Annotated in this window: 27 protein-coding genes and 2 pseudogenes; 13 read left to right on the top strand and 16 right to left on the bottom strand. The window is 60.4% G+C overall.

Features of this window, described 5'->3' with window-relative positions:
- The first annotated feature begins 53 nt into the window (after window positions 1–53).
- The 8 genes and pseudogenes from ABW22_RS11030 to ABW22_RS18060 all read left to right on the top strand — a co-directional run bounded on the left by ABW22_RS11030 (window position 54) and on the right by ABW22_RS18060 (window position 7,606).
- The gene (locus ABW22_RS11030) at window positions 54–1,376 is read left to right on the top strand and encodes a UDP-glucose dehydrogenase family protein (RefSeq protein ID WP_059756327.1); all 1,323 of its coding nucleotides are present in this window, start codon (window positions 54–56) and stop codon (window positions 1,374–1,376) included.
- A gap of 104 nt (window positions 1,377–1,480) precedes the next feature.
- The gene (locus ABW22_RS11025) at window positions 1,481–2,563 is read left to right on the top strand and encodes a glycosyltransferase (protein ID WP_059756324.1); all 1,083 of its coding nucleotides are present in this window, start codon (window positions 1,481–1,483) and stop codon (window positions 2,561–2,563) included.
- Between the two features lie 130 nt (window positions 2,564–2,693).
- On the top strand, window positions 2,694–4,001 hold the full coding sequence (locus ABW22_RS11020) for a flippase (RefSeq protein WP_059756323.1): 1,308 nt from the start codon (window positions 2,694–2,696) through the stop codon (window positions 3,999–4,001).
- Window positions 3,982–4,779: a polysaccharide pyruvyl transferase family protein gene (locus ABW22_RS11015; protein ID WP_059756319.1), complete on the top strand. Its 798-nt coding sequence runs from the start codon at window positions 3,982–3,984 to the stop codon at window positions 4,777–4,779. The genes ABW22_RS11020 and ABW22_RS11015 overlap by 20 nt, the downstream gene beginning before the upstream one ends.
- A 256-nt stretch (window positions 4,780–5,035) precedes the next feature.
- Complete coding sequence (locus ABW22_RS11010; protein WP_162264485.1) at window positions 5,036–6,121, top strand: acyltransferase family protein; 1,086 nt, start codon at window positions 5,036–5,038, stop codon at window positions 6,119–6,121.
- A 21-nt stretch (window positions 6,122–6,142) separates the two neighbouring features.
- Window positions 6,143–7,018 carry a WecB/TagA/CpsF family glycosyltransferase gene (locus ABW22_RS11005; RefSeq protein WP_237763314.1) on the top strand — a complete coding sequence of 292 codons (876 nt, stop codon included), beginning with the start codon at window positions 6,143–6,145 and terminating at the stop codon, window positions 7,016–7,018.
- Window positions 7,019–7,182: 164 nt separating this feature from the next.
- Window positions 7,183–7,275 (top strand): annotated as a pseudogene (locus ABW22_RS18065) (hypothetical protein); the annotation flags it as partial.
- A gap of 97 nt (window positions 7,276–7,372) precedes the next feature.
- Window positions 7,373–7,606, top strand: a complete 234-nt coding sequence (locus ABW22_RS18060; protein ID WP_237763322.1) for a hypothetical protein — start codon at window positions 7,373–7,375, stop codon at window positions 7,604–7,606.
- Between the two features lie 10 nt (window positions 7,607–7,616).
- On the opposite strand, the gene ABW22_RS10995 is transcribed toward ABW22_RS18060, so the two are convergent.
- The 4 genes from ABW22_RS10995 to ABW22_RS10985 all read right to left on the bottom strand — a co-directional run bounded on the left by ABW22_RS10995 (window position 7,617) and on the right by ABW22_RS10985 (window position 9,723).
- Window positions 7,617–8,243, bottom strand: a complete 627-nt coding sequence (locus tag ABW22_RS10995; protein ID WP_059756306.1) for a hypothetical protein — start codon at window positions 8,241–8,243, stop codon at window positions 7,617–7,619.
- A 108-nt stretch (window positions 8,244–8,351) separates the two neighbouring features.
- Complete coding sequence (locus ABW22_RS10990) at window positions 8,352–8,660, bottom strand: GlcG/HbpS family heme-binding protein (protein ID WP_237763321.1); 309 nt, start codon at window positions 8,658–8,660, stop codon at window positions 8,352–8,354.
- A 14-nt stretch (window positions 8,661–8,674) separates the two neighbouring features.
- Window positions 8,675–8,857: a hypothetical protein gene (locus ABW22_RS17855; protein ID WP_202813944.1), complete on the bottom strand. Its 183-nt coding sequence runs from the start codon at window positions 8,855–8,857 to the stop codon at window positions 8,675–8,677.
- Between the two features lie 419 nt (window positions 8,858–9,276).
- Window positions 9,277–9,723, bottom strand: coding sequence for an alkaline phosphatase family protein (locus tag ABW22_RS10985; protein ID WP_059756303.1), 447 nt, complete (start codon window positions 9,721–9,723; stop codon window positions 9,277–9,279).
- A 204-nt stretch (window positions 9,724–9,927) separates the two neighbouring features.
- Here ABW22_RS10985 and ABW22_RS10980 point away from each other — a divergent pair.
- The 3 genes and pseudogenes from ABW22_RS10980 (at window position 9,928) to ABW22_RS10970 (ending at window position 12,564) form a co-directional block, all read left to right on the top strand.
- Window positions 9,928–11,168: pseudogene (locus ABW22_RS10980) on the top strand (IS4 family transposase).
- A gap of 62 nt (window positions 11,169–11,230) precedes the next feature.
- On the top strand, window positions 11,231–11,428 hold the full coding sequence (locus ABW22_RS10975; RefSeq protein WP_059756301.1) for a diacylglycerol kinase family protein: 198 nt from the start codon (window positions 11,231–11,233) through the stop codon (window positions 11,426–11,428).
- Entirely contained in the window at window positions 11,425–12,564 is a 1,140-nt protein-coding gene (locus ABW22_RS10970) for a CapA family protein (protein WP_059756298.1), read from the top strand. Before ABW22_RS10975 ends, ABW22_RS10970 begins: the two co-directional genes overlap by 4 nt.
- Before the next feature lie 16 nt (window positions 12,565–12,580).
- On the opposite strand, the gene ABW22_RS10965 is transcribed toward ABW22_RS10970, so the two are convergent.
- The 8 genes from ABW22_RS10965 to dapC form a co-directional block, all read right to left on the bottom strand.
- Entirely contained in the window at window positions 12,581–12,808 is a 228-nt protein-coding gene (locus ABW22_RS10965; RefSeq protein ID WP_059756295.1) for a hypothetical protein, read from the bottom strand.
- A 174-nt stretch (window positions 12,809–12,982) separates the two neighbouring features.
- Window positions 12,983–13,339 (bottom strand): DUF2934 domain-containing protein, encoded by a 357-nt coding sequence (locus ABW22_RS10960; RefSeq protein ID WP_157648605.1) that lies wholly within the window; start codon window positions 13,337–13,339, stop codon window positions 12,983–12,985.
- A 128-nt stretch (window positions 13,340–13,467) separates the two neighbouring features.
- The gene (locus ABW22_RS10955) at window positions 13,468–14,010 is read right to left on the bottom strand and encodes a YcbK family protein (RefSeq protein WP_059756289.1); all 543 of its coding nucleotides are present in this window, start codon (window positions 14,008–14,010) and stop codon (window positions 13,468–13,470) included.
- Window positions 14,007–14,936 (bottom strand): L,D-transpeptidase family protein, encoded by a 930-nt coding sequence (locus ABW22_RS10950; RefSeq protein ID WP_237763313.1) that lies wholly within the window; start codon window positions 14,934–14,936, stop codon window positions 14,007–14,009. The genes ABW22_RS10955 and ABW22_RS10950 overlap by 4 nt, the downstream gene beginning before the upstream one ends.
- A 30-nt stretch (window positions 14,937–14,966) precedes the next feature.
- The gene (locus tag ABW22_RS10945; RefSeq protein ID WP_059756286.1) at window positions 14,967–15,320 is read right to left on the bottom strand and encodes a DUF4870 family protein; all 354 of its coding nucleotides are present in this window, start codon (window positions 15,318–15,320) and stop codon (window positions 14,967–14,969) included.
- Window positions 15,320–16,093, bottom strand: a complete 774-nt coding sequence (locus ABW22_RS10940; RefSeq protein ID WP_059756283.1) for a M48 family metallopeptidase — start codon at window positions 16,091–16,093, stop codon at window positions 15,320–15,322. Before ABW22_RS10940 ends, ABW22_RS10945 begins: the two co-directional genes overlap by 1 nt.
- A 33-nt stretch (window positions 16,094–16,126) precedes the next feature.
- Window positions 16,127–16,951: a 2,3,4,5-tetrahydropyridine-2,6-dicarboxylate N-succinyltransferase gene (gene dapD / locus ABW22_RS10935; RefSeq protein WP_059756281.1), complete on the bottom strand. Its 825-nt coding sequence runs from the start codon at window positions 16,949–16,951 to the stop codon at window positions 16,127–16,129.
- A 65-nt stretch (window positions 16,952–17,016) separates the two neighbouring features.
- Complete coding sequence (dapC, locus tag ABW22_RS10930; protein WP_059756278.1) at window positions 17,017–18,213, bottom strand: succinyldiaminopimelate transaminase; 1,197 nt, start codon at window positions 18,211–18,213, stop codon at window positions 17,017–17,019.
- A gap of 40 nt (window positions 18,214–18,253) precedes the next feature.
- Here dapC and ABW22_RS10925 point away from each other — a divergent pair, with 40 nt between their 5' ends.
- Together ABW22_RS10925 and ABW22_RS10920 are read left to right on the top strand one after the other, a co-directional pair.
- The gene (locus ABW22_RS10925) at window positions 18,254–19,159 is read left to right on the top strand and encodes a DMT family transporter (RefSeq protein WP_059756276.1); all 906 of its coding nucleotides are present in this window, start codon (window positions 18,254–18,256) and stop codon (window positions 19,157–19,159) included.
- The gene (locus ABW22_RS10920) at window positions 19,152–19,544 is read left to right on the top strand and encodes a VOC family protein (RefSeq protein ID WP_059756273.1); all 393 of its coding nucleotides are present in this window, start codon (window positions 19,152–19,154) and stop codon (window positions 19,542–19,544) included. The genes ABW22_RS10925 and ABW22_RS10920 overlap by 8 nt, the downstream gene beginning before the upstream one ends.
- Before the next feature lie 204 nt (window positions 19,545–19,748).
- On the opposite strand, the gene ABW22_RS10915 is transcribed toward ABW22_RS10920, so the two are convergent.
- The 4 genes from ABW22_RS10915 to ABW22_RS10900 all read right to left on the bottom strand — a co-directional run bounded on the left by ABW22_RS10915 (window position 19,749) and on the right by ABW22_RS10900 (window position 21,714).
- Complete coding sequence (locus ABW22_RS10915) at window positions 19,749–20,597, bottom strand: putative RNA methyltransferase (RefSeq protein WP_059756270.1); 849 nt, start codon at window positions 20,595–20,597, stop codon at window positions 19,749–19,751.
- 135 nt (window positions 20,598–20,732) lie between these two features.
- Window positions 20,733–21,020 carry an addiction module antidote protein gene (locus ABW22_RS10910; protein WP_059756267.1) on the bottom strand — a complete coding sequence of 96 codons (288 nt, stop codon included), beginning with the start codon at window positions 21,018–21,020 and terminating at the stop codon, window positions 20,733–20,735.
- A gap of 3 nt (window positions 21,021–21,023) precedes the next feature.
- Window positions 21,024–21,320 carry a type II toxin-antitoxin system RelE/ParE family toxin gene (locus ABW22_RS10905; protein ID WP_059756365.1) on the bottom strand — a complete coding sequence of 99 codons (297 nt, stop codon included), beginning with the start codon at window positions 21,318–21,320 and terminating at the stop codon, window positions 21,024–21,026.
- 67 nt (window positions 21,321–21,387) lie between these two features.
- A complete protein-coding gene (locus ABW22_RS10900) occupies window positions 21,388–21,714 on the bottom strand; it encodes a hypothetical protein (protein WP_059756263.1) in 327 nt (108 codons plus the stop codon).
- Window positions 21,715–21,716: the final 2 nt, after the last annotated feature.

Raw genomic sequence — 21,716 nt, 5'->3', positions numbered from 1 at the left:
GTTTGATCCAGTACCGTTTTGAATATCGTTAATCTTATAAGGATGCATGCACGATGAGAATCACCGTAATTGGCACGGGCTATGTCGGCCTGGTTACAGGCACCTGTTTGGCTGAGGTTGGCAATGACGTCCTCTGCCTTGATCTGGATGCATCAAAAATAGAAATTTTGAATAATGGAGACATCCCGATTCACGAACCTGGTCTGCTGGAAATGGTTCGTCGAAATGTCGCCGCCGGCCGCTTGCAATTCACAACCAGCATTGAGGAAAGCGTCGCCTTCGGCATCGTGCAGTTCATCGCGGTTGGCACGCCACCGGACGAAGACGGCTCCGCTGACCTGAAGTACGTCACCGCAGCGGCCCGCAATATCGGCCGCCATATGACTGAATACAAGGTGGTTGTCGACAAATCGACTGTGCCGGTGGGTACCGCTGACAAAGTCAGGCAGGCTGTCATTGAAGAACTGCAAAAACGCGACGAATCGATCCCGTTCGCTGTCGTCTCAAACCCGGAATTCCTCAAGGAAGGCGACGCATTGAACGATTTCATGCGGCCAGACCGGATTGTGATCGGCGCCGAGGATGCCCGGGCGATAGAACTTATGCGGAACGTGTACGCACAGTTCAACCGAAATCACGATCGCATTGTTGTCATGGATATGCGGTCTGCCGAACTGACGAAATATGCAGCAAACGCAATGCTTGCCACGCGAATCTCATTCATGAATGAACTGGCCAATCTGGCCGACAAGCTGGGCGCGGATATCGAACAGGTTCGCCTGGGCATCGGCTCCGATCCACGCATCGGATTTGATTTCCTGTATGCGGGTTGCGGATATGGCGGTTCCTGTTTTCCAAAGGATGTCAATGCGCTCATCAACACAGCACGCGAGAATGAAATCGATCTCAAGGTGTTGACCGCTGTAGACCAGGCAAACGAAAAACAGAAACATGTGTTGCTCGACAAGATCGTTGCGCGTTTTGGTGCCGACCTCAAGGGCATGAACTTCGCGGTTTGGGGCCTGGCTTTCAAACCCAATACCGATGACATGCGTGCCGCCACAAGCCGCGTGCTGATGGAGGGGCTTTGGGCGCGGGGTGCAACAGTCACGGCTTATGACCCGGTTGCGATGGCAGAATCGAAGCGGATTTATGGAGATGAACCACGCTTGAGCTACGCAGAATCGTCGATGGATGCGCTGGACGGCGCAGATGCGCTGGCCATCGTCACGGAATGGAAGGAGTTTCGTGTGCCCAATTTCGATGCCCTCAAGGCGGCGCTCAAGACGCCTGCGATTTTCGATGGGCGTAATTTGTATAGCCCTGAATTCATGCGGGAGCAGGGGATTGAATACTATGCGATTGGCCGCCGTTAATATCTCCAGTGATTTTCTGTACGCCGCCTGCTCCGTGGCGGCAGCGACCGATCGCACCGTGCCTGCGCGCCGTTCAATCGTGGGCGCAAAGCCATGAATCCGAAATGAAGCGAAAGTCCGGACTTGCCATTCGCGTAGCTGCGCGCCCCGCTTTTTCAAATGAAGATACGAATCCATACAACAGCCTGCTTTATCGCGCAGTGGCGTCTGCCGGCCGTGTGACGGTGCGTGAGCATCAGTACGCCATGCTTCCCTGGGAATGCGACATCCTTCATTTGCATTGGCCGGAGTTTGATGTGCTGCCTCGCTCTCTGCGCCCGGTCGATGTGTTGAAGAAACTTTTCGTCTGGGCATGGCTGCTGTTGGCGCGCGCGGTGGGCGTGAAGATCGTGTGGACGGCACACAATGCTTTCGGGCACGACATGAAGCCATCCTGGTTCAAGCTGTTTCTGTGGAAACGTTTTCTGTCGATGCTCGATGGCGTGATCTTTCTGTCAGAGGAAAGTCAGGCAGTCATCATGGCAGCCTATCCGGGCGTGGGACAGCTCCCTTCCGCATTGATCAAGCATGGGCACTATGGCCCATGGATCGATGCGGTCCGCGAGACCGCGGCCGCGCCGGCACAGGCGGTCGTGCAGGCGCTGGAGAACCTGGGAGAAGCCTTTGTGCTGTTGAACTTCGGGCAAATGCGCGCCTACAAGAATGTTGATGAACTCATGCGCCAATTCTCGACGCTGGACGATCCCGACATCCGGCTCCTGATTGCGGGCAGCGTGCCTGATGCGGATTACCGCTTGGAGCTGGAAGCTTTGGCCGCCGCCGATCGCCGGATTGTGCTGTTGCCGAAGCATATGGACGATGCCTCGCTTGTCGCGTGCCTGGATCGGGCAAGTCTGGTCGTGCTGCCTTACCGCAAGATACTGAACTCCGGTTCGGCGCTGATGGCCCTCAGCGTGGGCAAACATGTCGTGGTGCCGGCCATCGGGTCTATGCGGGCGCTGCAGCGCGACGTGGGATCGGGCGCCCTGACACTGTTTGAAGGCTCGTTCGACGCAGATATTCTGCGAGATGCGATCGATCGGGTCAGATCCCAGCGCGTTGCGCCGCCAGACCTCGGAGCGTATGAATGGCCGTTTCTGGGTGCCCGGACGGCCAGGTTTTATCGCGACCTGGTGGGGCGGTCATGATGCGCTTGTCCCGATTTTGTGGCGCCCGTCGCGTTTCGGACGGCGATCGTGATTGCGAACGGCACGCCCGTTTTTGCCTATCCGGATATGCAATCGGTCACAGTGGTCCGGGTTCAATGCGGGTTGTCGCATGACCCGCAAGCGCATATTCAACAACATCGCCTGGATGTTAATGGAGCGTGTGATTGTCACGCTCGCCGTGCTGGCATCGAACATTTACGTGGTGCGCTCGCTCGGCGTTTTCAGGTTCGGCGAGTTGTCGTACCTGCTCGCCATACTGGGCCTGGTTGTCGTTGCGGCAGATTTTGGGCTGCGGCGTGTATTGCTGGTTTCGTTTGGACGGTCGGCATCGGGCGTACTCGTGTCCGCGACGCTGCTGTTGAAGACGGTCGTGGCGGTGCTGCTCGGAGCCGCGAGCTACGTTGCCTTTCTGCAAAGTGGTGAAGCGGGATTCCTTGCGCTGGTGCTGTTCTGCGTGTTTGCGCCCCTCGAAGTCTACGCGTTTGTCATGCAGGCGGAATTGCGCAATGACCTGCTTGCCAAGATTCGCACGGGGCTTGCGCTGGCGGGAGCGGGGGGCCGCGTCTGGCTTTGCCTGGAGGGGATGTGCAGCGTAAACGCGCTCCTGCTCACCTATGTGGTGCAGTCGGTACTTCTCTTCCTCGCGGCGTGGGCCTGGACGGCGTCCGACGATAAAAAAAACTGGCGCGTGTCTTTCAGCCATTTCTCCAGAGTCTGGCGCTTATCGAAGATCATATTCTCGAAATCGATTTACTTCTTTTTTTCGATGCTGATTATCCAGGCGCATTACCGCGTCGATCAGATCATGATTTCGAAGATTGCGGGCAGCACCGAGCTCGGCATTTATTCCGCCGCCTACAAGCTTGTCGAACAACTCCTCATGATTCCCGCCATCATTTCCGCAGTGCTGCTTCCGCAAATGGCGCTGAACCGGAAAAATCGCGAGCTCACCCAGAACCGTCTTTCGATGATCTACAGCACGACCATCCTGGCGTCCATCGCCGTGGCGATTCCGGTGATGCTGATGGCGGACCCCCTGATACGACTGGCATTCGGCGCGGAATTCAGCGCTGCGGGCGGGGTGCTTTTCTATCTGATGCTGGGCGTGCCGTTCCTGTTCCTCGCCAACATGAGCGGGCTCTACTTCACGGTCTTTGGTCAGGAGCGACAAGCCTTCATCCGGAACGTGAGCGGGTTGGCCGTCAACGTGGCGCTCAACCTGTTCATGATTCCACGCTACGGTGCCACGGGCGCTGCCCTGTCGACCGTGGCCAGTTACTTCATGGTTGCCATCGGGGCGGAACTGATCTTCTGGACGCGCTTCAGGGAGCATCTGGGAATCAAGTGGACCGCCACGCGAAATCTTTTCAGGATCGTTTTTTACAAGGAACTTGTTCATGTTCTTCGCGGCAGATAAACGTGGCAGGCTTGAGAAACAATGCCTGTACTGGTGGGAACCCAGCGACCAGCGCATCAATGTGGGCGATTACCTGTCGAAGGTGATCGTTTCCGAAATGCTTTCTCTTCGGGACCAGGAGATTCAGGACAAAAAGGACAAGTCGAAAAGGCTGTTCGCAATCGGCTCGATTCTTCATTTTGCGAAATCGGACGAATGCGTCTGGGGCTCCGGGGTAAACTGGAAGCTCGATTTGGCCATGCATCGGTTTTCAAGGCTGGATGTACGGGCGGTCCGTGGCCCCCTGACGCGGGATTACCTGAAACGGCGCGCGATCTCCGCGCCGGAGATCTATGGCGACCCCGCCCTGCTCATGCCGCTGTTTTTTCCCGCCGACCTTCTCCAGCCCGAGGCGCGCGGCAGCGTCCCCTACCTCGTCATTCCACATCTGCATGAACCGGTCGAAAAGTTTGGCGCTTACCGCGAACACGTCCTGCTCCCAACCTGCAAGCCGGCTACGTTTGTCGCTGAGCTGTTGCGCGCCCGCCTGGTCATATCGAGTTCGCTGCACGGCATTATCCTGGCAGAGGCCTATGGCATTCCGGCCGTCTACCTTGATATGGGAAATGGCGAATCCAGCCTGAAGTACGACGACTACTACTACGGAACCGGCCGCATGAACTATCACACGGCAAGCTCGGTGGAGGAGGGGCTTGCGGCAGGCGGGAATTCCGCTTTCGACCTGGCTCGAATTCAGCAAGGCTTGCTGGGCGCGTTTCCATGGGATCTGTGGGGCTAGTACGACAACCCATAAGTTTCGCTATGTTCGACGCGCCCCGCATCGCCGATTGCTTTGTCGCGCATCCTCTCCATAGAACGGCTATGGCTGCGGTTCGCTTCGCGCACTCGGCCGCGGATGCGCGTCTCGACATGTACGCAAACTTATGGGTTGTCGCACTAGTGTCGCAAATCAGAAATAGCAGAAACATGAAACGGCAGGTGGGCGACAGGAAACCACGACGTGATTTTCAATGGGCAGCCAGGAGCATGACCGGATGAAAAGATTCACTCATGTAGACACCATGAAAGCCATTGGTATTGTGCTTGTTGTACTGGGGCATTCACCTGGCTTAAATGAGTTCGCGAAAAATGTTATTTACAGTTTTCACATGCCCTTGTTTTTCTTCATTTCCGGATTGCTGTTGTCCGAACAAAAACTGTCCCTGACATACAGGCAAAACCTTTCCTTGCTATGGAAGGGACTCGGAATTCCGTACCTGTTTTTTTTCCTGCTGTCCTATTTGTATTGGCTGCCGACGCACGAGCTGGCAGCCAGCGCTGCTAAACATGCAGGGATCAGCTGGTGGGAACCGCTTATGGGTGTGCTTGTCGGGAATGGGGACGCGCTGTTTGTCAACGTGGTGTTATGGTTTTTCATGTGTCTGTTGACGACTTCGCTGATTTTTTTTGCCGCCCGACGCTATTTTTCTGCCGCCTTCCTGTTTGTTGCATTTAATTTTTCCGGCCTGGTTTTTACGCTCGCTTACGACCCTTCATGGCCACGCCTTCCGTGGGGGCTCGACAATGCCGTGGTGGCACTTACGTTTTATTCAACGGGTCATTTTTTCCGCGAATATCAGGATGCAGTTCTGGAAAAGACCCCGAAAAGCATGGCGATGATGCTCGGATTATTCATGATGGCCGGCGTTGCCTATGCCGCAGGCATCAATGGCGAGGTGGATTTGAATACGCTTCTTTTCGGCAGCCACCGCTCCCTTTTTCTAATCAATGCATATCTGGGCGTTGTGGCGCTGTTTTATTTTTCAATCAGCCTGCCAACTAATGCTGTTTTTCAATGGTTGTCAAAAAATACAATCATCATTTTCCCGATCCATTTGTTGATGTTCAGTGTTTTTACGGGTGTCGGAGTTGTGGTGTTTGGGATGCCCCATGCCTTCAAGGAATCTTCATTTCTGTGGACCGGATTGTTTGCATTGCTCGCGTTATTGTTGAGCTACCCAAGCGCATTGTTTTTGTATCGTTTTTTCCCAGTGGTTTTTGGGAAGCGCAGTACGGGAATCGATTCAAGGAAAAATCAGGATAATCTCCAGCGGATTTCGTCTTCCGGGATAAGTAAATGAAGGGCAGGTTCCTGGCAAAGAATGTGCATCCAGGACTACACCGAAGCCCACGAGGGCCGCGGGACGCGGATGGCAGCCGATGCTGATCTGGAAACCATAGCGTTGGGAAAGACAACAGGTTTCGGATCTGGCTGTGCAGCACAGGGCACTATTTTCCAAGGAGTTTTGACCATGCGATCAATATCGACTATTCAGGTGGGTGGTTTCGCCGTCCTCAAAACTACATCGGCCGAACTGGCAACACATCTGCTTGCACAACGGCAATTGGGCAAGCAGGTCGCGCTGTTTTTTGCGAATACAAATTTTGTCGTGCAATGCCGGGACATGCGTAGCCAGATGGAAAATGAAGGCGTCGCCATTGTCAATGATGGTGTCGGCATGGATATCGCAGCACGCTTGCTGCACGCTGACCGCTTCAAGGAAAATCTGAATGGAACCGACTTCATGCCTTTCCTGTTCCGCCAATCATCCACGCCGCTCAGGGTATTTATGGTGGGTGGCAAGCCGCGTGTGTTGCAGAAAGCCGCGAAGTATGTGACGCAGCTGTTGGGCCAGGTGGTTGTGGGAACCTGTGATGGCTACGAGGGCATTAAGGCCAATCCGCATCTTGTCGAGACGATCAATCAGGCGCAGGCGGATGTGGTACTGGTGGCGCTGGGTAATCCTGTCCAGGAAAAGTGGATACTGGATCATCGCCAAGGCCTGAATGCCGGCATTCTGACCGGGGTCGGTGCCTTGTTTGATTTTTGGGCGGGCAATAAGCCGCGCGCGCCGGTTTTTGTGCAAAAAATGCGCCTGGAATGGTTCTATCGTTTATGCCTCGAGCCGCGCCGACTGGCTCGCCGCTATACCGTGGATATTGTGAAATTTCTGAAGCACTGTTACCACTATCGCTGACGTAACCATCCGATTGCGTCTTTATTCCCGGCCAGTTACCCGGATCGCGCCGCGGATCGGCAGCGCCGTAATGGGGTAACAGGTTCCGGGGAAGACGGCAGCGATTCACTCTCCCATTCCAGGGAACATGGGCCACGGGTTTCCCATGGAAGATCAACTCCTGGATGCATACGCCGGCAGGCTTCGCGATGGAGGACGGGGTGTTCTTTCCGCTGGACTGGTGGCAGCTCGTGTTCAACCCGTCGTTTCCCTATCGCCTGGCCCACATGCTGACCGCGTCCTTGCTGACCGGCGCTTTCGTGGTGGCCGGCGTCGCGCCTGGCGGCTGCTGCGCCGGGGCTGCTGGCGCTGGCGATGATCTGCGCGGTGCTGCCCGACGTCGGTCTCGGCATCGCTTTATTCCGTCCGTTTTCGCAACAGGGCTATTTCCTGCCGTGGCGGGTGATCGAGGTGTCGCCCTTGCGCACTTCGGCACTTTTCTCGCGGCGCGGCCTGCGCATGCTGGGCTCGGAGATGCGCTTGGTGTGGGCGCCGTGCGGGGTGCTGGCGTTGGTGGGGATTGGTCTGCGGGAATTGCTCGGCTGTTGAACTGGCCGGGTTAGCATCCCGGACATTGCATATCCGCCAGAAATTTTTCGAGGCCGGCCCTGGCGCCGCCGATCCAGGGGGCGCCGTGGGCGAACAGCAGGTGGTCGAATTCGCGTTCGCGCAGGTGCTTGAGAAAAGCTTTTCGCAGGCCGCGCTTGACGCCTTCCGGGTCGTCGCCCATGTAGGCGTCCGGCACGAAGCCGAGCTTGCCATTGTGGCGCACGATGGCGTCGCCGACGCTCAGCAGCCCGCCGTTCAGCGGCAGATACAGCGCGGTTTCCTCGGGGCACAGCGCCGCGACTTCCAAGGCCAGAATGCCGCCCGGCAATTCCCTGCCGTGGCTAAAGCTCCTGACCTTTTCGCCATGGGTGAATTCGTGCAAGCCGCCCTTGTGGCACCAGACCTGCGCGCCGTAGCGGGCGGCAAAGCGGTCGCTGTGCCGGTAGTGATGGCGGTTGGTCAGGTAGATGTGACGGGGCGCGGCGTGCGCGGCAAACCACTCGATTCCCTGCGTCGGGACACGCGGGTCGATCAGTACTGCCGGATCGGTGGCATTGATGTAGTAGGCGTGGACGTAAGCCTGGATGCCTTCGTGGAAGGTCTTCCAGTGAAACACGCCGGGAAGAATCTCTTTCATGGCGGATGTCCTTTACGCCAGCAAAGACCGCGCTGGCCGATGGCGGCTGTCGCTCAGTCGACCGGGTCGGGAGCGGCCCCCGGTCTTTCCTCGCATGAGCGAGTCGGGCTAGAACTCCAGGCTTACGCGGATGGCATCGATGCCGGCCTTGGCGCAGCGATCGTCATCGGCACCGGTCGGGCCACCGGATATCCCGATCGCCCCGACCAGGCTGCCTTTCGACTCGATCGGCATGCCGCCGCCCAGAATCACCACGCCGGGCAGGTGGCGGATGCCGTAGGAGGCGTTGCCGGCCTGGGTCATGGCGATGAGGTCGGTGGTGTTGGAGCGGAAACTCGCTGCGGTCCAGGCTTTGCCCATGGCGGTCTGTGGGGTGTGGGCGCCGGCGAAACGGTCCCGCAGCATGACCTGGGCCACCCCACTGCGGTCTGCTATGGCCACGGCCACATTGAAACCGGCATCCTGGCAGGCTTGAGTGCGGCCTGGGCCGCCTTCAAGGCGCTTGCGGATGTCAGGTTGAGGGTACTGAAGGTGGCCTCTTCCTGGCCCCAGGCGGAGACGGAAACGCCCATCGCCAGTGCGATCAGTAACAGTCGGGTTTTTGGCTGTTGCATGATGCTCACTCCTCAAGAGAATGTGGGAAAACCGCTTTCTGCGCTGGGTCTGTAGGCGGGAATTCAGTATAGGCACACGATTCCGGTGCGTTGACAGACCGGGGGTCGAAGGCCAGGGTCAGGGCAGCGGGGCGACGACGAGCGGCACGATCATCTCCGCTGCGGAGAGCCCGCCGTGCACACCGATGTGGGTGTGGCGTTCCTCGCCGCGGAGCCAGTCGCGCCTGGACGTAGCTGCGCGGCGCATCACTGCGCAGCAGACCGCTAATCAGGCCAAATATCTCCTCCAGGGTGTCGTAGCCGTGCCGCTTTGCCTGGCCGGAGAAGGCGACGTTGAAGTCCGAATGAATGATGTGCCGTGGGCTTACCACATGGCTGGGCAGGGGCAGACGGTCGACCAGCGGGGTGAGGCCGAACAGCTACGCTGGCGTGACGCCGGCTTCGCGCAGGGCATGGCGGCCGGTGCGGACGCGGAAGGGCAGCGGCGCGATGATGGCGCCGATCTCGCGGAAATACATGTGCCAGCCGGTCAGCCCATGCTGTTGCGGCGCGAGGCCGGTCAAAAAGGTGGGAATGGCGCTCGCCGTGGTGGAAGGAAAGACCGAGGTCATCTGTCCGCGTAGATGCTGACGCAGGCAGCCGTCGCGGCCGAGCAGGTAATCGTGGCCGAGGCCATCGACCACCAACAGCACCAGATGGCGCGCCCCGGCCAGGGCTGCGGGCGGCAGCGCCGCCAGCGGCGCATAGGGGCTGTTCCCGCCCAGCACGGTGGCAATGGAACTCATGAGGTTGACGATGCCGCCGCCGTGGTAGTCGGGCAGGGTGAGGTCGTCCTGCCTGGATTCAATACCGGGTTCCGGCGTCATGGCTGTTCCGTGATGATGAAAATGTAGGCGCAAGCCGAACCACGCCGGCTTATAGTGAATATCACTACTGTCCGGTTAAACGAGAGGGTAAATCGCTGAAAGCCATGTGCGACAACGAGTTCCGATCGACGAAGGGTGGTGTCGATTTGAAATGCAAAATGGAGTTCCGGTCGATTTCCGGGGGTAACGCACCCGGAGCCGCTCATGAACATCGGCAAGACCCTTTTCGCCCAATTGATGGATTTTCTGCCTTGGGCTACATTCACCCGCATCGTCGAGCGGCATGGTGGCGACCGCTATGTGAAGTCGCTCGCCTGCACCGAGCAGTTCCGTGTGATGGCCTTCGCCCAACTGACCTACCGCGAGAGCCTGCGCGATATCGAAGTCTGCCTGTCGGCGCAGGCCGCCAAGTGCTATCACATGGGCTTCCGGTACGAGATCAAACGTTCGACCTGGCCGATGCCAACGAGGCGCGGGATTGGCGGATTTACGCCGAATTCGCTCAGGGTTTGATTGCTCAAGCCCGCAAGCTCTACGCGGGGGACAGCTTCGGCATCGACCTTGCGAACACGACCTACGCGCTGGACTCGACGACCATCGATCTGTGTCTGTCGCTGTTTCCGTGGGCGCTGTTTCGCACCACCAAATCGGCGGTGAAGATGCACACATTGCTCGACTTGCGCGGCAATATCCCGAGTTTCATCCACATCTCCGACGGCAAGCTGGGCGACGTGAATATCCTCGATGTGTTGGTGATCGAGGCCGGGGCGATCTATGTCATGGATCGCGGCTATCTCGACTTCGCCCGGCCGTATCGGATGCATCAGGCGCAAGCCTTCTTCGTCACCCGTGCCAAGTCGAACACCCAGTTCCGGCGCGTCTATTCGGCGAAGGCGGATCGCGGTACCGGAATCATTTGCGATCAGACCATCGCGTTGACCGGCACAAACAGCCGCAAGGACTATCCGACGCATCTGCGCCGCATCCGCTTCAAGGATGCCGAGACCGGCAAGACGCTGGTGTTCCTCACCAACAACTTCGCCGTGTCGGCAGTCACCATCTGCGCGCTCTACAAGGCGCGCTGGCAGGTGGAGCTGTTCTTCAAGTGGATCAAGCAGCATCTGCGCATCAAGAAGTTCTACGGCAATTCAGAGAATGCGGTGCGCTCGCAAAGATGTGGCGACCTCGCGCAATATGGATGTGGCGACCTCGCGCAATATGGATGTGGCGACCTCGCGCAATATGTCTGGATCGCTGTGTCGGTCTATGTCCTCGTCGCCATCGTCAAGAAGCGCCTCAGTCTGGACGCCTCGCTCTACACTTTGCTACAGATTCTGTCGGTCACTCTGTTCGAGAAGATGCCTTTGCAGCAAGCCTTTCCGGGCAGCGAGTACATTCCCCCAGAGGGCATGCCTCGCAACCAACTGAATTTATTCGCGTTTTAACCGGACAGTAGTGAGTGAATATAGAAAAGCCCTGCCCGACAGCAAACCATGAAAAGCCTTTGATGCGCCTGAAAAGCTTTGCCCACGCCCTGCGGGGGGTGGATCACCTTGTGCGCACGCAGCCCAATGCGCGTCTGCATCTGCTGGCCGCAGTGCTGGTGTGCGCCGCCGGGGTGTATGTCGGCCTGGGCCGGGCGGCGCGGCGGCGGCCGCCGTTCCCGGCACGGCAGCGGCGGCATCCAGCAGGACGCGCAAGATGATCCAGGCGACGGAAAAATCAGAGGCGGGCGCACGGGACATGACCCTGTTCCTGTGCGGTGATGTCATGACCGGGCGCGGGATCGACCAGGTGTTACCCCATCCCGGCGATCCTGTCCTGCACGAGGGCTATGCGACGTCCGCCCTGGATTACGTGGCGCTGGCGGAACGGGCCAACGGTCCGGTCCCGCGGCCGGTAGAATTCGCCTATGTGTGGGGCGATGCGCTGGCGGAGTGGGCGCGCATCGGACCGGACCTGCGGATCGTCAATCTGGAAACGGCGGTGACCACCCGCGATGACTGGCAGCGCGGGAAAGGCATCCATTACCGCATGCATCCGGCCAATGTGCCCTGCCTCACGGCGGCTGCGATCGACTGCTGCGTGCTGGCCAACAATCACGTGCTGGACTGGGGTCATGCGGGGCTCGCCGAGACGCTGGAGACGCTACGCTGCGCCGGGCTGCAGACCGCCGGGGCCGGGCGTGACAAGGCCGAGGCGGCGGCGCCGGCGGTGCTGAGCGTGACCGGCAAGGGCCGCGTGCTGGTTTTTTCATTTGGTGCGCAAAGCAGCGGCATTCCGCCGGGCTGGGCCGCCGCCGCGGGCCAGCCCGGGGTGAACCTGCTGCCGGATTTCTCTCCAGCGACACTGCGGCAGATCGCGGCGCAGGTGGAAGCGATCAAGCGTCCGGCGGATGTGGTGGTGGTCTCCCTCCATTGGGGCGGCAACTGGGGCTATGCCGTGCCCGCGGCCCATCAGCGCTTCGCCCACGGGCTCATCGACCAGTGCGGGGTGGACGTGGTGCATGGCCATTCCTCGCATCATCCCCTGGGCATCGAGGTGTACCGGGGCCGACCGATCCTCTACGGTTGCGGCGATTTCCTCAACGACTACGAAGGCATCGCTGGCTACGAGGCCTACCGGGGAGATTTGAGCCTGATGTACTTTCTGACCATCGATGCGGCCGGCGGCACGCTGTTGCGCCTGAGGATGATCCCCATGCAGACGCGGCGCTTCCGGCTCAACCGGGCTTCAGCGGCGGACACCCGCTGGCTGCGCGGGGTGCTGGACCGGGCGGGACGGCACCTCGGCAGCCGGGTGGAGGCGGGCCCGGGTGGCAGTCTGGCGCTTCGCTGGTGAAGGACCGGCCAGGAGACTAGTCGGGCCGCCTTTCCCCTTTGCGTACCCATACGCCCCGTTCTTCGCAATGCAGCAGCTTGCTGCCGCACAGCAGGTACTGGTCCACCGGGTAGACCATGTTGTTGAAATAACAGGCGCCGGATTCGAGCTCCAGGTCGAGCGAGAGCTCTTCATATTCGTCGAAGATGGGCGAGGTCCTGAGTTCGGGATCGGGGGCGCCGACCTGGGTCACATGGCTGGTCATGGATCTGCCTTCTCTAGGGAGACGCTGATTAATCCGTCTTTGCGAGGAGCGAAGCGACGCGGCAATCCAGAAATGCCTGCTTAATCAATGCGCTGGATTGCCGCGCTTCGCTCGCAATGACGGTTATATCGAATTAATCAGTGTTTCTCTAGGAGTGGATTTCGGTTACCGGCGTCATTGCTTGAACGGCGCATTTTCCGGCTCGATGCCCTCGATCTGGGGAATGCCCTTTTGCGGATGCTGCCGGACGATCCGCTTCAGTTCGTCGTCCTGCCTGGCGCCATGGACGCCACTCTGCTGCACCTCGGTACCCGGCGGGAATTCCGCAGACTCGGCCATGCCTCGCTCGATCTCGGTTTCGGCCGCAAGCCAGTCATCAAGATCATGCCCGGGCGTGTAGCCACGCTTTGCGTAGTGGTAGTAGGCGGCGTCGCGAATCATTGCCTCGCGCTGCTCAAGGCTGAACTCCCCTCGCCATGTGATGTCGGGGTCGCCTTGCGGGTTGACGGGTTTGGGGGTCTGTCTGGCCATGTTTTCGTCCTCCATCGACTTTGCCAATTTTAAGGATAGGCGGTCTGGCGAGAATTTTCTGCGAACGAAAGCGAATGCTGTTTGCCGTGCGTCGTGTCTTCGGCGCGGGGCGGATTGCCTGCGAGCGCCTAGCCGCCCCAGGTCCGCACGCGTCCCACGTCCAGGTGCACGAAATTGGAACCCGGGTAGTAGCCCACGCCGCCGCCACGTAGCATGAGCCCGGCCCGGCGCAGGTCGGCCAGCTGAATGCCGGGCAGGCGGACGTCGATGGCCTTGCCTTGCATGTGCAGGCTGCGCGTGGCGACCCCGGAACTGTTGTTGGCCAGCATCTGGTTGCTGGCCGGCGAACGGTAGCCGGAAATCACCTGGAATGGCCGGGAGGCGGCCACTGCCGCACTGACGCGATGGAGCAGATCCAGCAGCTGGGTATCGATGGCGGCCACCTCGCCGGTGCGGTGGTCGCGCAGGACGTGGTTGATTTCCGCCAGTGATTCCGCCACGTATTCACCTTCGATCCAGTAGGGCAGTTCGGCCTTTTCCCCGGTATGCAGGCTGTGGAAACCGAGCCGGCGCTCCGGTGCGAACAGCCCCTGGCGGGCGAATGCCGGAAGCGGCAGGGCGGCGGCAAGCATGCCCAGCTTGAGAAATTTGCGTCGGCTGGTGGTGTTCATGGCGTTCCTTTCAAATCATGCTGCGTCTGGCGGCCCACTTCGCGGGCAAGACCGTCCTGCGCCGCGATCACCGCGTCCACCGCGCGCCAGTCGATAGCCTGGCTCAAGACGTAGGCTTCAGCCATGTCACGCACGGTCTGCGCCGGGTCAACGCCCTTATTGTAGATGTCCCGATGGACTTCGAGCAGGATGCGGCCATCCTCGACCACCGCCAGGAGGACAAGCTGGTAAACGAGGCAGCCCTGAGTACCGACCTTCACCTGGTCGAATAGTTCGGCCACATCGTCGGGATGCAGGCGAATGCAGCCATGGCTGCGGAATTGGTAGATGCTCGCGGGCGCGATGGTGCCGTGGATGCCGTAGCCCCATAAGCTCAGCCCGAGCCAGTGGGCGCCCAGGGGGTTGTCGGGGCCGGGCGGCACTTCCTCCACAACGACTTTCCCCTCGCGGCGCATTTCTTCCTGGATGGATTTCGGCACCAGCCAGGGCTTGTTCTTCACCCGTGAGACGATCCTGAATTCGCCTTGCGGCGTGGGCCAGCTGGGCTTGCCAAGGCCAACGGGATAAGCGGCGCTCAGGCGACCCTGGCTGAAGTGGAACAGCATGCGCTGCGGCAGGTTGATGAGGATGCCGTCGTCGAGCGACGCCGGCACGATGTGGGGGTTGTGGATAGAGAGGCGCTGACCGGGGTGGATGATGGCATCAAAGGGAATGCCGTTCTGCAGGGCCAGGAGCGTGGGCGTAACGCCAAAGCGGGCGCCGATGGCGGTCAGGGAATCCCCGGACTGGATGGTGTATTCGGTGTAGCCGCCCGTCACGCTGTGAGCAAGCGGCGGCAGGCCGCCTGCCAGGACCGGAAGGCTGAGGCCTGCAAGCAGGCAGGCGAACAAAAGCTTCGCCCGCGCGACCAGTTGTGCCAGGGTCATCCGAACCGGCAGCAACGGGATGTCGCGCCGTTATTGAACCAGCATCGGCTTGTTGTCATTGAGGTTGAGCCAGCCTTTGGCGATGCGGTAGATGAACCAGATGCAGGCGACGCCCCACACGATCCAGCCGATCAGGATGATCCAGGTGATTGCGCCGACGACCAGCCACAGCAGGCCCCACCAGAAGGTTCTGATCTGCCAGGTGAAGTGGCTTTCCAGCCAGGTGCCCTGGGCATCATCGCGCTTGATGTAGTTCAGCACGATGGCGACGATGGCGGTGACGCCGATAAACAACGAGACGGCATACAGCGCGTAGATGATCGTGCCCAGGGTCTTGAGGCTGGCGATTTTTTCGTCGGAGGCGGGGGTGAGCTCCATGTTCATCAACGTGCTTTCTCGTAAATCGGCATCATTTGCGGCATCAGCGCATTCAGCGCCTGGATGCGGTTGCCGGGGGCGGGGTGGGTGCTGAGGAATTGCGGCGGACCGTCGCCGCTTGCGGCGCTCATTTTTTCCCACAGGCGCACCGCGGCGCGCGGGTCGAAGCCGGCGCGGGCGGCGAGTTCAAGGCCATAGCGGTCGGCCTCGGACTCGTTTTCGCGGCTGTTGGGAAGGGTCAATGCAATGTCGGCCACCGGCGCCAGGATGCTGAGGTCGCGCCCGGCGAGGATGGAGCCCAGCTGCATGCCCCCCTGCATGGCGATGGCGCGCGACATGCGCTCGCGGCCATGCCCCAGCAGGGCGTGGGCGATTTCGTGGCCCATGATCTGGCCGATTTCGTCATCGGAGAGTTTCAGTTTTTGGATGATGCCGGTGTAGATCGCCATCTTGCCGCCGGGCATGCACCAGGCGTTGAGCGTGGGCTCGTCGATCACCGCGACCGACCATTGCCAGTCACGGCTGGGCGGATACATCAGCTTGGCCTCGGCGATCAGGCGGTCGGTGATGCGCCTGACGCGGTTGTTCAGCCCCGCGTCGGTGCTGAGATTGCCCTTCTTCTGCGCTTCGCTGAGCGTTTGCGTGTAAGCCTGGGCCGACGAGGCTTGCGCCTGGTCTTCGGAGACCAGCACCAGCTGCTGGCGGCCGGACACCGGGTTGGCCTGGCAGCCGACCAGGCTGGCGGCGACCAGGGCGATGACGACGAGTTGGTATTTCATGGCGACTCCTTTTCCCGTAATCATGGGGTTGGATTAGATCCCGCGCAGCAGTTCGTTGATACCGACCTTGGACAGCGTCTTCGCGTCGACTTTCTTCACGATCACCGCACAATACAGACTATAGCTGCCATCCTTGGACGGCAAATTGCCGGACACCACCACCGAGCCGGCGGGCACGCGGCCATAGGTGACTTCGCCGGTTTCGCGGTCGTAGATTTTGGTCGACTGGCCGATGTAGACGCCCATCGAGATCACGCTGTTGTCCTCGACGATCACGCCCTCGACCACTTCGGAGCGCGCGCCGATGAAGCAGTTGTCGCCGATGATGGTGGGGTTGGCCTGTACCGGCTCCAGCACGCCGCCGATGCCGACGCCGCCGGACAGGTGCACGTTCTTGCCGATCTGGGCGCAGGAACCAACGGTGGCCCAGGTGTCGACCATGGTGCCTTCGCCGACGTAGGCGCCGATGTTGACGTAGCTGGGCATCAGCACCACGTTCTTGCCGATGTAGGCGCCGCGGCGTGCGGCAGCGGGCGGCACCACGCGGAAGCCACCTTCGCGGAAATCGCGGCTGTTGTAGTCGGCGAACTTGGAGGGCACCTTGTCGAAATAGTTGGTGAAGCCGCCCTTGATGAAGGCGTTGTCCTCCAGGCGGAACGACAGCAATACCGCTTTCTTGATCCACTGGTGGGTGATCCAGTTCTGGCCGTCCGTGCGCTCGGCGACGCGCAGCTTGCCGCTGTCGAGCATGTCGATCACCGACATGACGGCGTCCTTGACCTGCGGTTCGGCGTTGCGTGGGGTGATGTCGGCGCGGCGCTCGAAAGCGTCTTCGATGGTTTTCTGCAGAGCTTGCATGATGGGTTTCCTGTGGTTGAAGGTTAAATGAAGAGAGGGGGAATCAATGTGTGGGTGACGGCTTTTCACGTGGCCCTGCCGACGAAACCGACCATGCGCCTGGCCGCCTCGACACAAGCGGGGAGGCTATCGACCAGCGCAATGCGGACGAAGCCCTTGCCCGGGTTGACGCCGGCGGCGTCGCGCGCGAGGAAGCTGCCGGGCAGCACGGTGACGTGCTCTTTTTCGTAGAGGCCGCGCGCGAATGCGGCATCGTCGCCGCCCGGCACCCGCGCCCACAGGTAGAAGGCGGCGTCGGGCGCGTCGAAAGACAGCACGTCCTTCAGCAGCGGCATCACCGCGGCGAACTTTTCGGCGTACTGGCGGCGGTTCTCGATCACGTGCGCCTCGTCGTTCCAGGCCGCTTGGCTTGCGGCTTGGACCACCGGGCTCATCGCGCTGCCGTGATAGGTGCGGTAGAGCAGGAAGGCCTTCATCAGCGCGGCGTCGCCCGCCACCATGCCGGAGCGCAGGCCGGGCACGTTGGAGCGCTTGGACAGCGAGTTGAACACAATCAGGTTCCTGAAGCCGCGCCCGAGCTGTTGCGCGGCGGTCAATGCGCCGAGCGGCGGCTTGCCCTCTTCAAAGTAAATCTCCGAATAGCATTCGTCGGCCGCGATGACGAAGCCGTGCTGGTCCGACAGGTCGAACAATGCCTTCCAGTCGGCCAGAGACATCACCTTGCCGGTGGGGTTGCCGGGCGAGCAGACGTAGACCAGGTTCACCTGTTCCCACAGGTCTTCCGGCACGCGCGACCAGTCCATGCTGAAGCCGTTTTCCGGCAGGGTGTTGAGGAAGAAGGGACGGGCGCCGGCCAGCAGCGCCGCGCCTTCGTAGATCTGGTAGAACGGGTTGGGCGAAATGATCACGCGGCGGCCGTGGCGGCTGGAATCGACACTGGCCTGGGCGAACGCGAACAGCGCCTCGCGCGAGCCGTTCACCGGCAGCACCTCGGTCGCGGGGTCGAGCTTCACGCCGTAACGGCGCTCGGCCCACGCGGAAATGGAACCCCGCAGCGCATCCGAGCCCTGAGTGATGGGATAATTCGACAGCCCGCCCAGGCCCGCGACCAGCGCATCCTTGATGAACTGCGGCGTCGGATGCCTGGGTTCGCCGATCGACAGGTTGATCGGCGCGAGATCGGGATTCGGTGTCACCCCCACGAACAGTTCGCGCAGTTTCTGGAACGGATACGGGTGGAGTTGTTCGAGACGCGGATTCATTGCAGCCTGGATTCTGATTAAGCCCACATTATAAAGCCCCATGTTCCCGATTCCCCTGCAGCGCACCCTTGCCATCAGCAGCCTGGTCTACGCCGCCACCCTGTGGGGGGTGATGTGGTATCCCTATCGCCTGCTCAACGAGGCCGGCGTCGGCGGGATCGCCTCGAGCTTCTTCACCTACGCCGTGCCGCTGCTCGCGCTCGGCTGGCTGCACGGCCGCGAACTGCGGCGTGCGCGCAGCCAGTGGATGTGGCTGATCGCGCTGGGGCTGGCAGCGGGCTGGACCAACCTGGCCTACGTGCTGGCGATGCTGGAGGGCGAGGTGGTGCGCGTGCTGCTGCTGTTTTTTCTGTCGCCGCTGTGGACGGTGGTGTTCGCCCGCTTTCTGCTGCATGAAAAGCTCAACCGTGCCGGGTGGGCGGTGATGGTGCTGGCGGCAGGCGGCGCCATGGTCATGCTGTGGCAGCCCAACGGCGACCTGCCGCTGCCGACCAACCGCGCCGAGTGGTTGGCGCTGTCGGCGGGCATGGTGTTCGCATTGAGCAACGTCATCAGCCGCCATCTCAGCGGCGTCACCGAAGGCGCCAAGTCGGTGTCGATCTGGGTCGGGGTGGCGGTGCTGACGGTGACCGGCCTGTGGCTATTTCCGGGCGAGCTCGATTTCGTCGAAGGTGCGGAATGGAGCGTCTGGCTGCTGCTGTTCGGCGTCGGCATCGCCATCGGCAGCATGACCTACGCGGTGCAGTACGGCCTCGCCCGTGTACCGGCCAACCAGGCCATCGTCATTTTTCTGTTCGAGCTGGTGGTGGCGGCGGTCGCGGCCTACTTTTTATCTATGGAACGCATGGGGCTGCAGGAGTGGGTGGGCGCGATCATGATCATCACCGCCAGCCTGTTTTCCGGCCACATGGAAGACGATCAAGTGAAAGAGAAACGCCATGTCTGAGCTGTCCCCCATCCCTGTCGCCGCCCTGTTGCACGCTGGCCTGCTGGTTTCCGATCTGGCACGGGCCAAGGTCTTCTACGAATCGGTGCTGGGGCTAGATCCATACCCGAACCGCCCCGACTTGCCTTACCCCGGCGAGTGGTATGACCTCGGCAGCGGCCAGCAGCTGCACCTGATGCAGTTGGCCAACCCGGATGCGGATTCGGTTCGCCCCGAGCACGGCGGCCGCGACCGCCACATCGCACTGGCGGTGAGAAACATGGGTGCGCTGAAAAGCCGGCTCGATGCAGCAGGCGTGAAATACACCGCGAGCAAGTCGGGTCGCGCGGCGCTGTTCTGCCGTGACCCGGATGCAAACACTCTGGAGTTTGTCGAAGTCCGCTGACCGTCAGACTTCGCTTGACTGCGTTCGGACTATGACGTGCCCTTTCCATCGAAGGCTTGCCGGATTTTTTCCAGGTCGATTTTCTTCATCTGCGTATCCAATCGGATACCAAATGGCAAGCTTGTCATTCCAACGCGAGCAAGCAAGGGATGGAAGCGGGACAAATGGGTTCTGGCCACAGTGCTGTTATGTTGAAAATATTTTCTAGCCCAGGCCCCGTTCAAAACACGTCAGGCGTACATCGACGCTGAGCGACAGGGCCGTCAACGCAGCCGCCTGCGCGCGGCCCTCGGCATTGGCGCGGTAGAGATGCGGTGTCATGGTCAGCAGATCGGCAATCTGCTCGGCACGGGTCAGTTCCAGCGAGAAGCGGAGCGCTTCAGTTGGCAAGCGGCTAAAGCCTTCTGGTGTTTGCATCTCGGCCGTGCGTTCCGGTTTCAGGCTGGGGTAGATGATTTCGCGCAGTTCGCGCAGATGGTCGGGCCCGGCATCGACCTGCAACAGTTGACCGCCCGGCTTCAGCACCCGCGCAAACTCCGCGTACATGGGGAAGCCGAACATGCACAGCACGCGGTCAAGCGTGCCCGACAGCACCGGCAGGTTGGCGTTGCTGCCCACCACCCAGTTGGGTCGCTTGTCCTGTTTCGCGGCCGACAACACGGCCCATTTTGAAATATCCAGCCCCAGCAGTGCCAGGGCTTGTTCATCACCTACCGCTGCGGCCAGCTGGCGCAGATAGTAGCCTTCACCACAACCGGCATCGAGACAGCTGATTGATGCGTGAGCGGGCAGATTGGCCAGCACGGCCTGGTTGACCGCAGCGGCAATCGGCTGGTAAAAGCCGGCCGTGAGAAAACGTCGCCGCGCCGCGACCATCTCCTTGCTGTCGCCCGGATCGCGCGAGCGTTTATTTTGCACCGGCAATAAATGGGTATAGCCCTGACTGGCGATGTCAAAACTGTGGCCGGACGCGCAACTCCAGGCGGAACCGTTGCTATGCAAAGGCAGGCCGTCCAACGGGCAGGCTAGTGCCTGGAATGGCGTGATGCTCATTGACTAGTGTTTTGACAACCCAAAATACGAGTTAAGGTGATGGAGCTAGAGCGTGGCGCGGAAATCGGGGTTCCCTGTTATCCGCGAGAAAATGAATGCGAAGCTGGACCCCTTGGGTCACAAGCCAGCAATCAATCAGGGCGTTGCATGAAGCTTGACGCCGAGGGCACGGATCACCTTGAAGATGGTGGAAAAAGCCGGATTGCCTTCAGTGGAAAGCGCCTTGTAGAGGCCCTCGCGTGTCAGACCAGTGTCATGCGCAAGCTGCGTCATGCCGCGCGCACGGGCAATGTCACCCAGCGCGGTACGGATCAGGCTCCCGTCGCCGGGATCATCCCCGAGGCAGGCATCCAGATACAGCGCCATATCCTCTTCCGTGTCGAGATAGTCTGCTACATCCCAGCGGGAAAACTTCTCGGCCATGATTCACCCCTTCCAGTCATGGGCAATTTCCATCGCCCGGTTAATGTCGGCATCCTGTGTTCGCTTGTCACCACCCGCCAGCAGCACAATGATCGTCTGACCGCGTTGCAAGTAATACACCCGGTAACCCGGACCGTAATCAATACGCATTTCATTGATGCCATTCCGTATCGGCTTCACATCCCCAGGGTTGCCCAAGGCCATCCTGACAATACGCGCCTCGATCCGGGCGCGCGCTGCGCGATCACGCAAGCCGAGCAGCCATTTATCGAAGGTCGCGCTTTTGAGGATTTCGATCATGCTTGGATAGTAAACCATGGTTTACACGCATTCAAGCTGCCACCCAGGCTGGGAACAGTAAACCGATCTACGCTGCGGCTTGTAATGCGGCTTGCATCGCTTGCTCCGTCACCGGGTAGGTCAACACGGCATGGATGGGAAACAGTTCCAGCAGCTTGCCGATGTGGGGCTCTTCACGGGGATGCATGAGCACAATCATCTTCGCCTGTGGCGCAAAGCGTTGCAGGGACCTGAGGGTGACATCCAGATTGGAGACGTTTGCGCCAGCGTAATTGTTGCCCCAGCCGTAAATGAATTCCCCCACAAAAAAATCGGGTGGCTGTTTCTGCAACGCCCGGTGAAGATTGCGGGCACTGTTGAAACGCTCCGCCGCAATGCCCAGTTTCTGATACAGGG

It is taken from the genome of Thiobacillus denitrificans (assembly GCF_001530125.1).
Lineage (GTDB): Bacteria > Pseudomonadota > Gammaproteobacteria > Burkholderiales > Thiobacillaceae > Thiobacillus > Thiobacillus denitrificans_C.
Note: the sequence above shows the minus strand (reverse complement) of the source record. Positions and strands in the feature narration are given on the sequence as shown.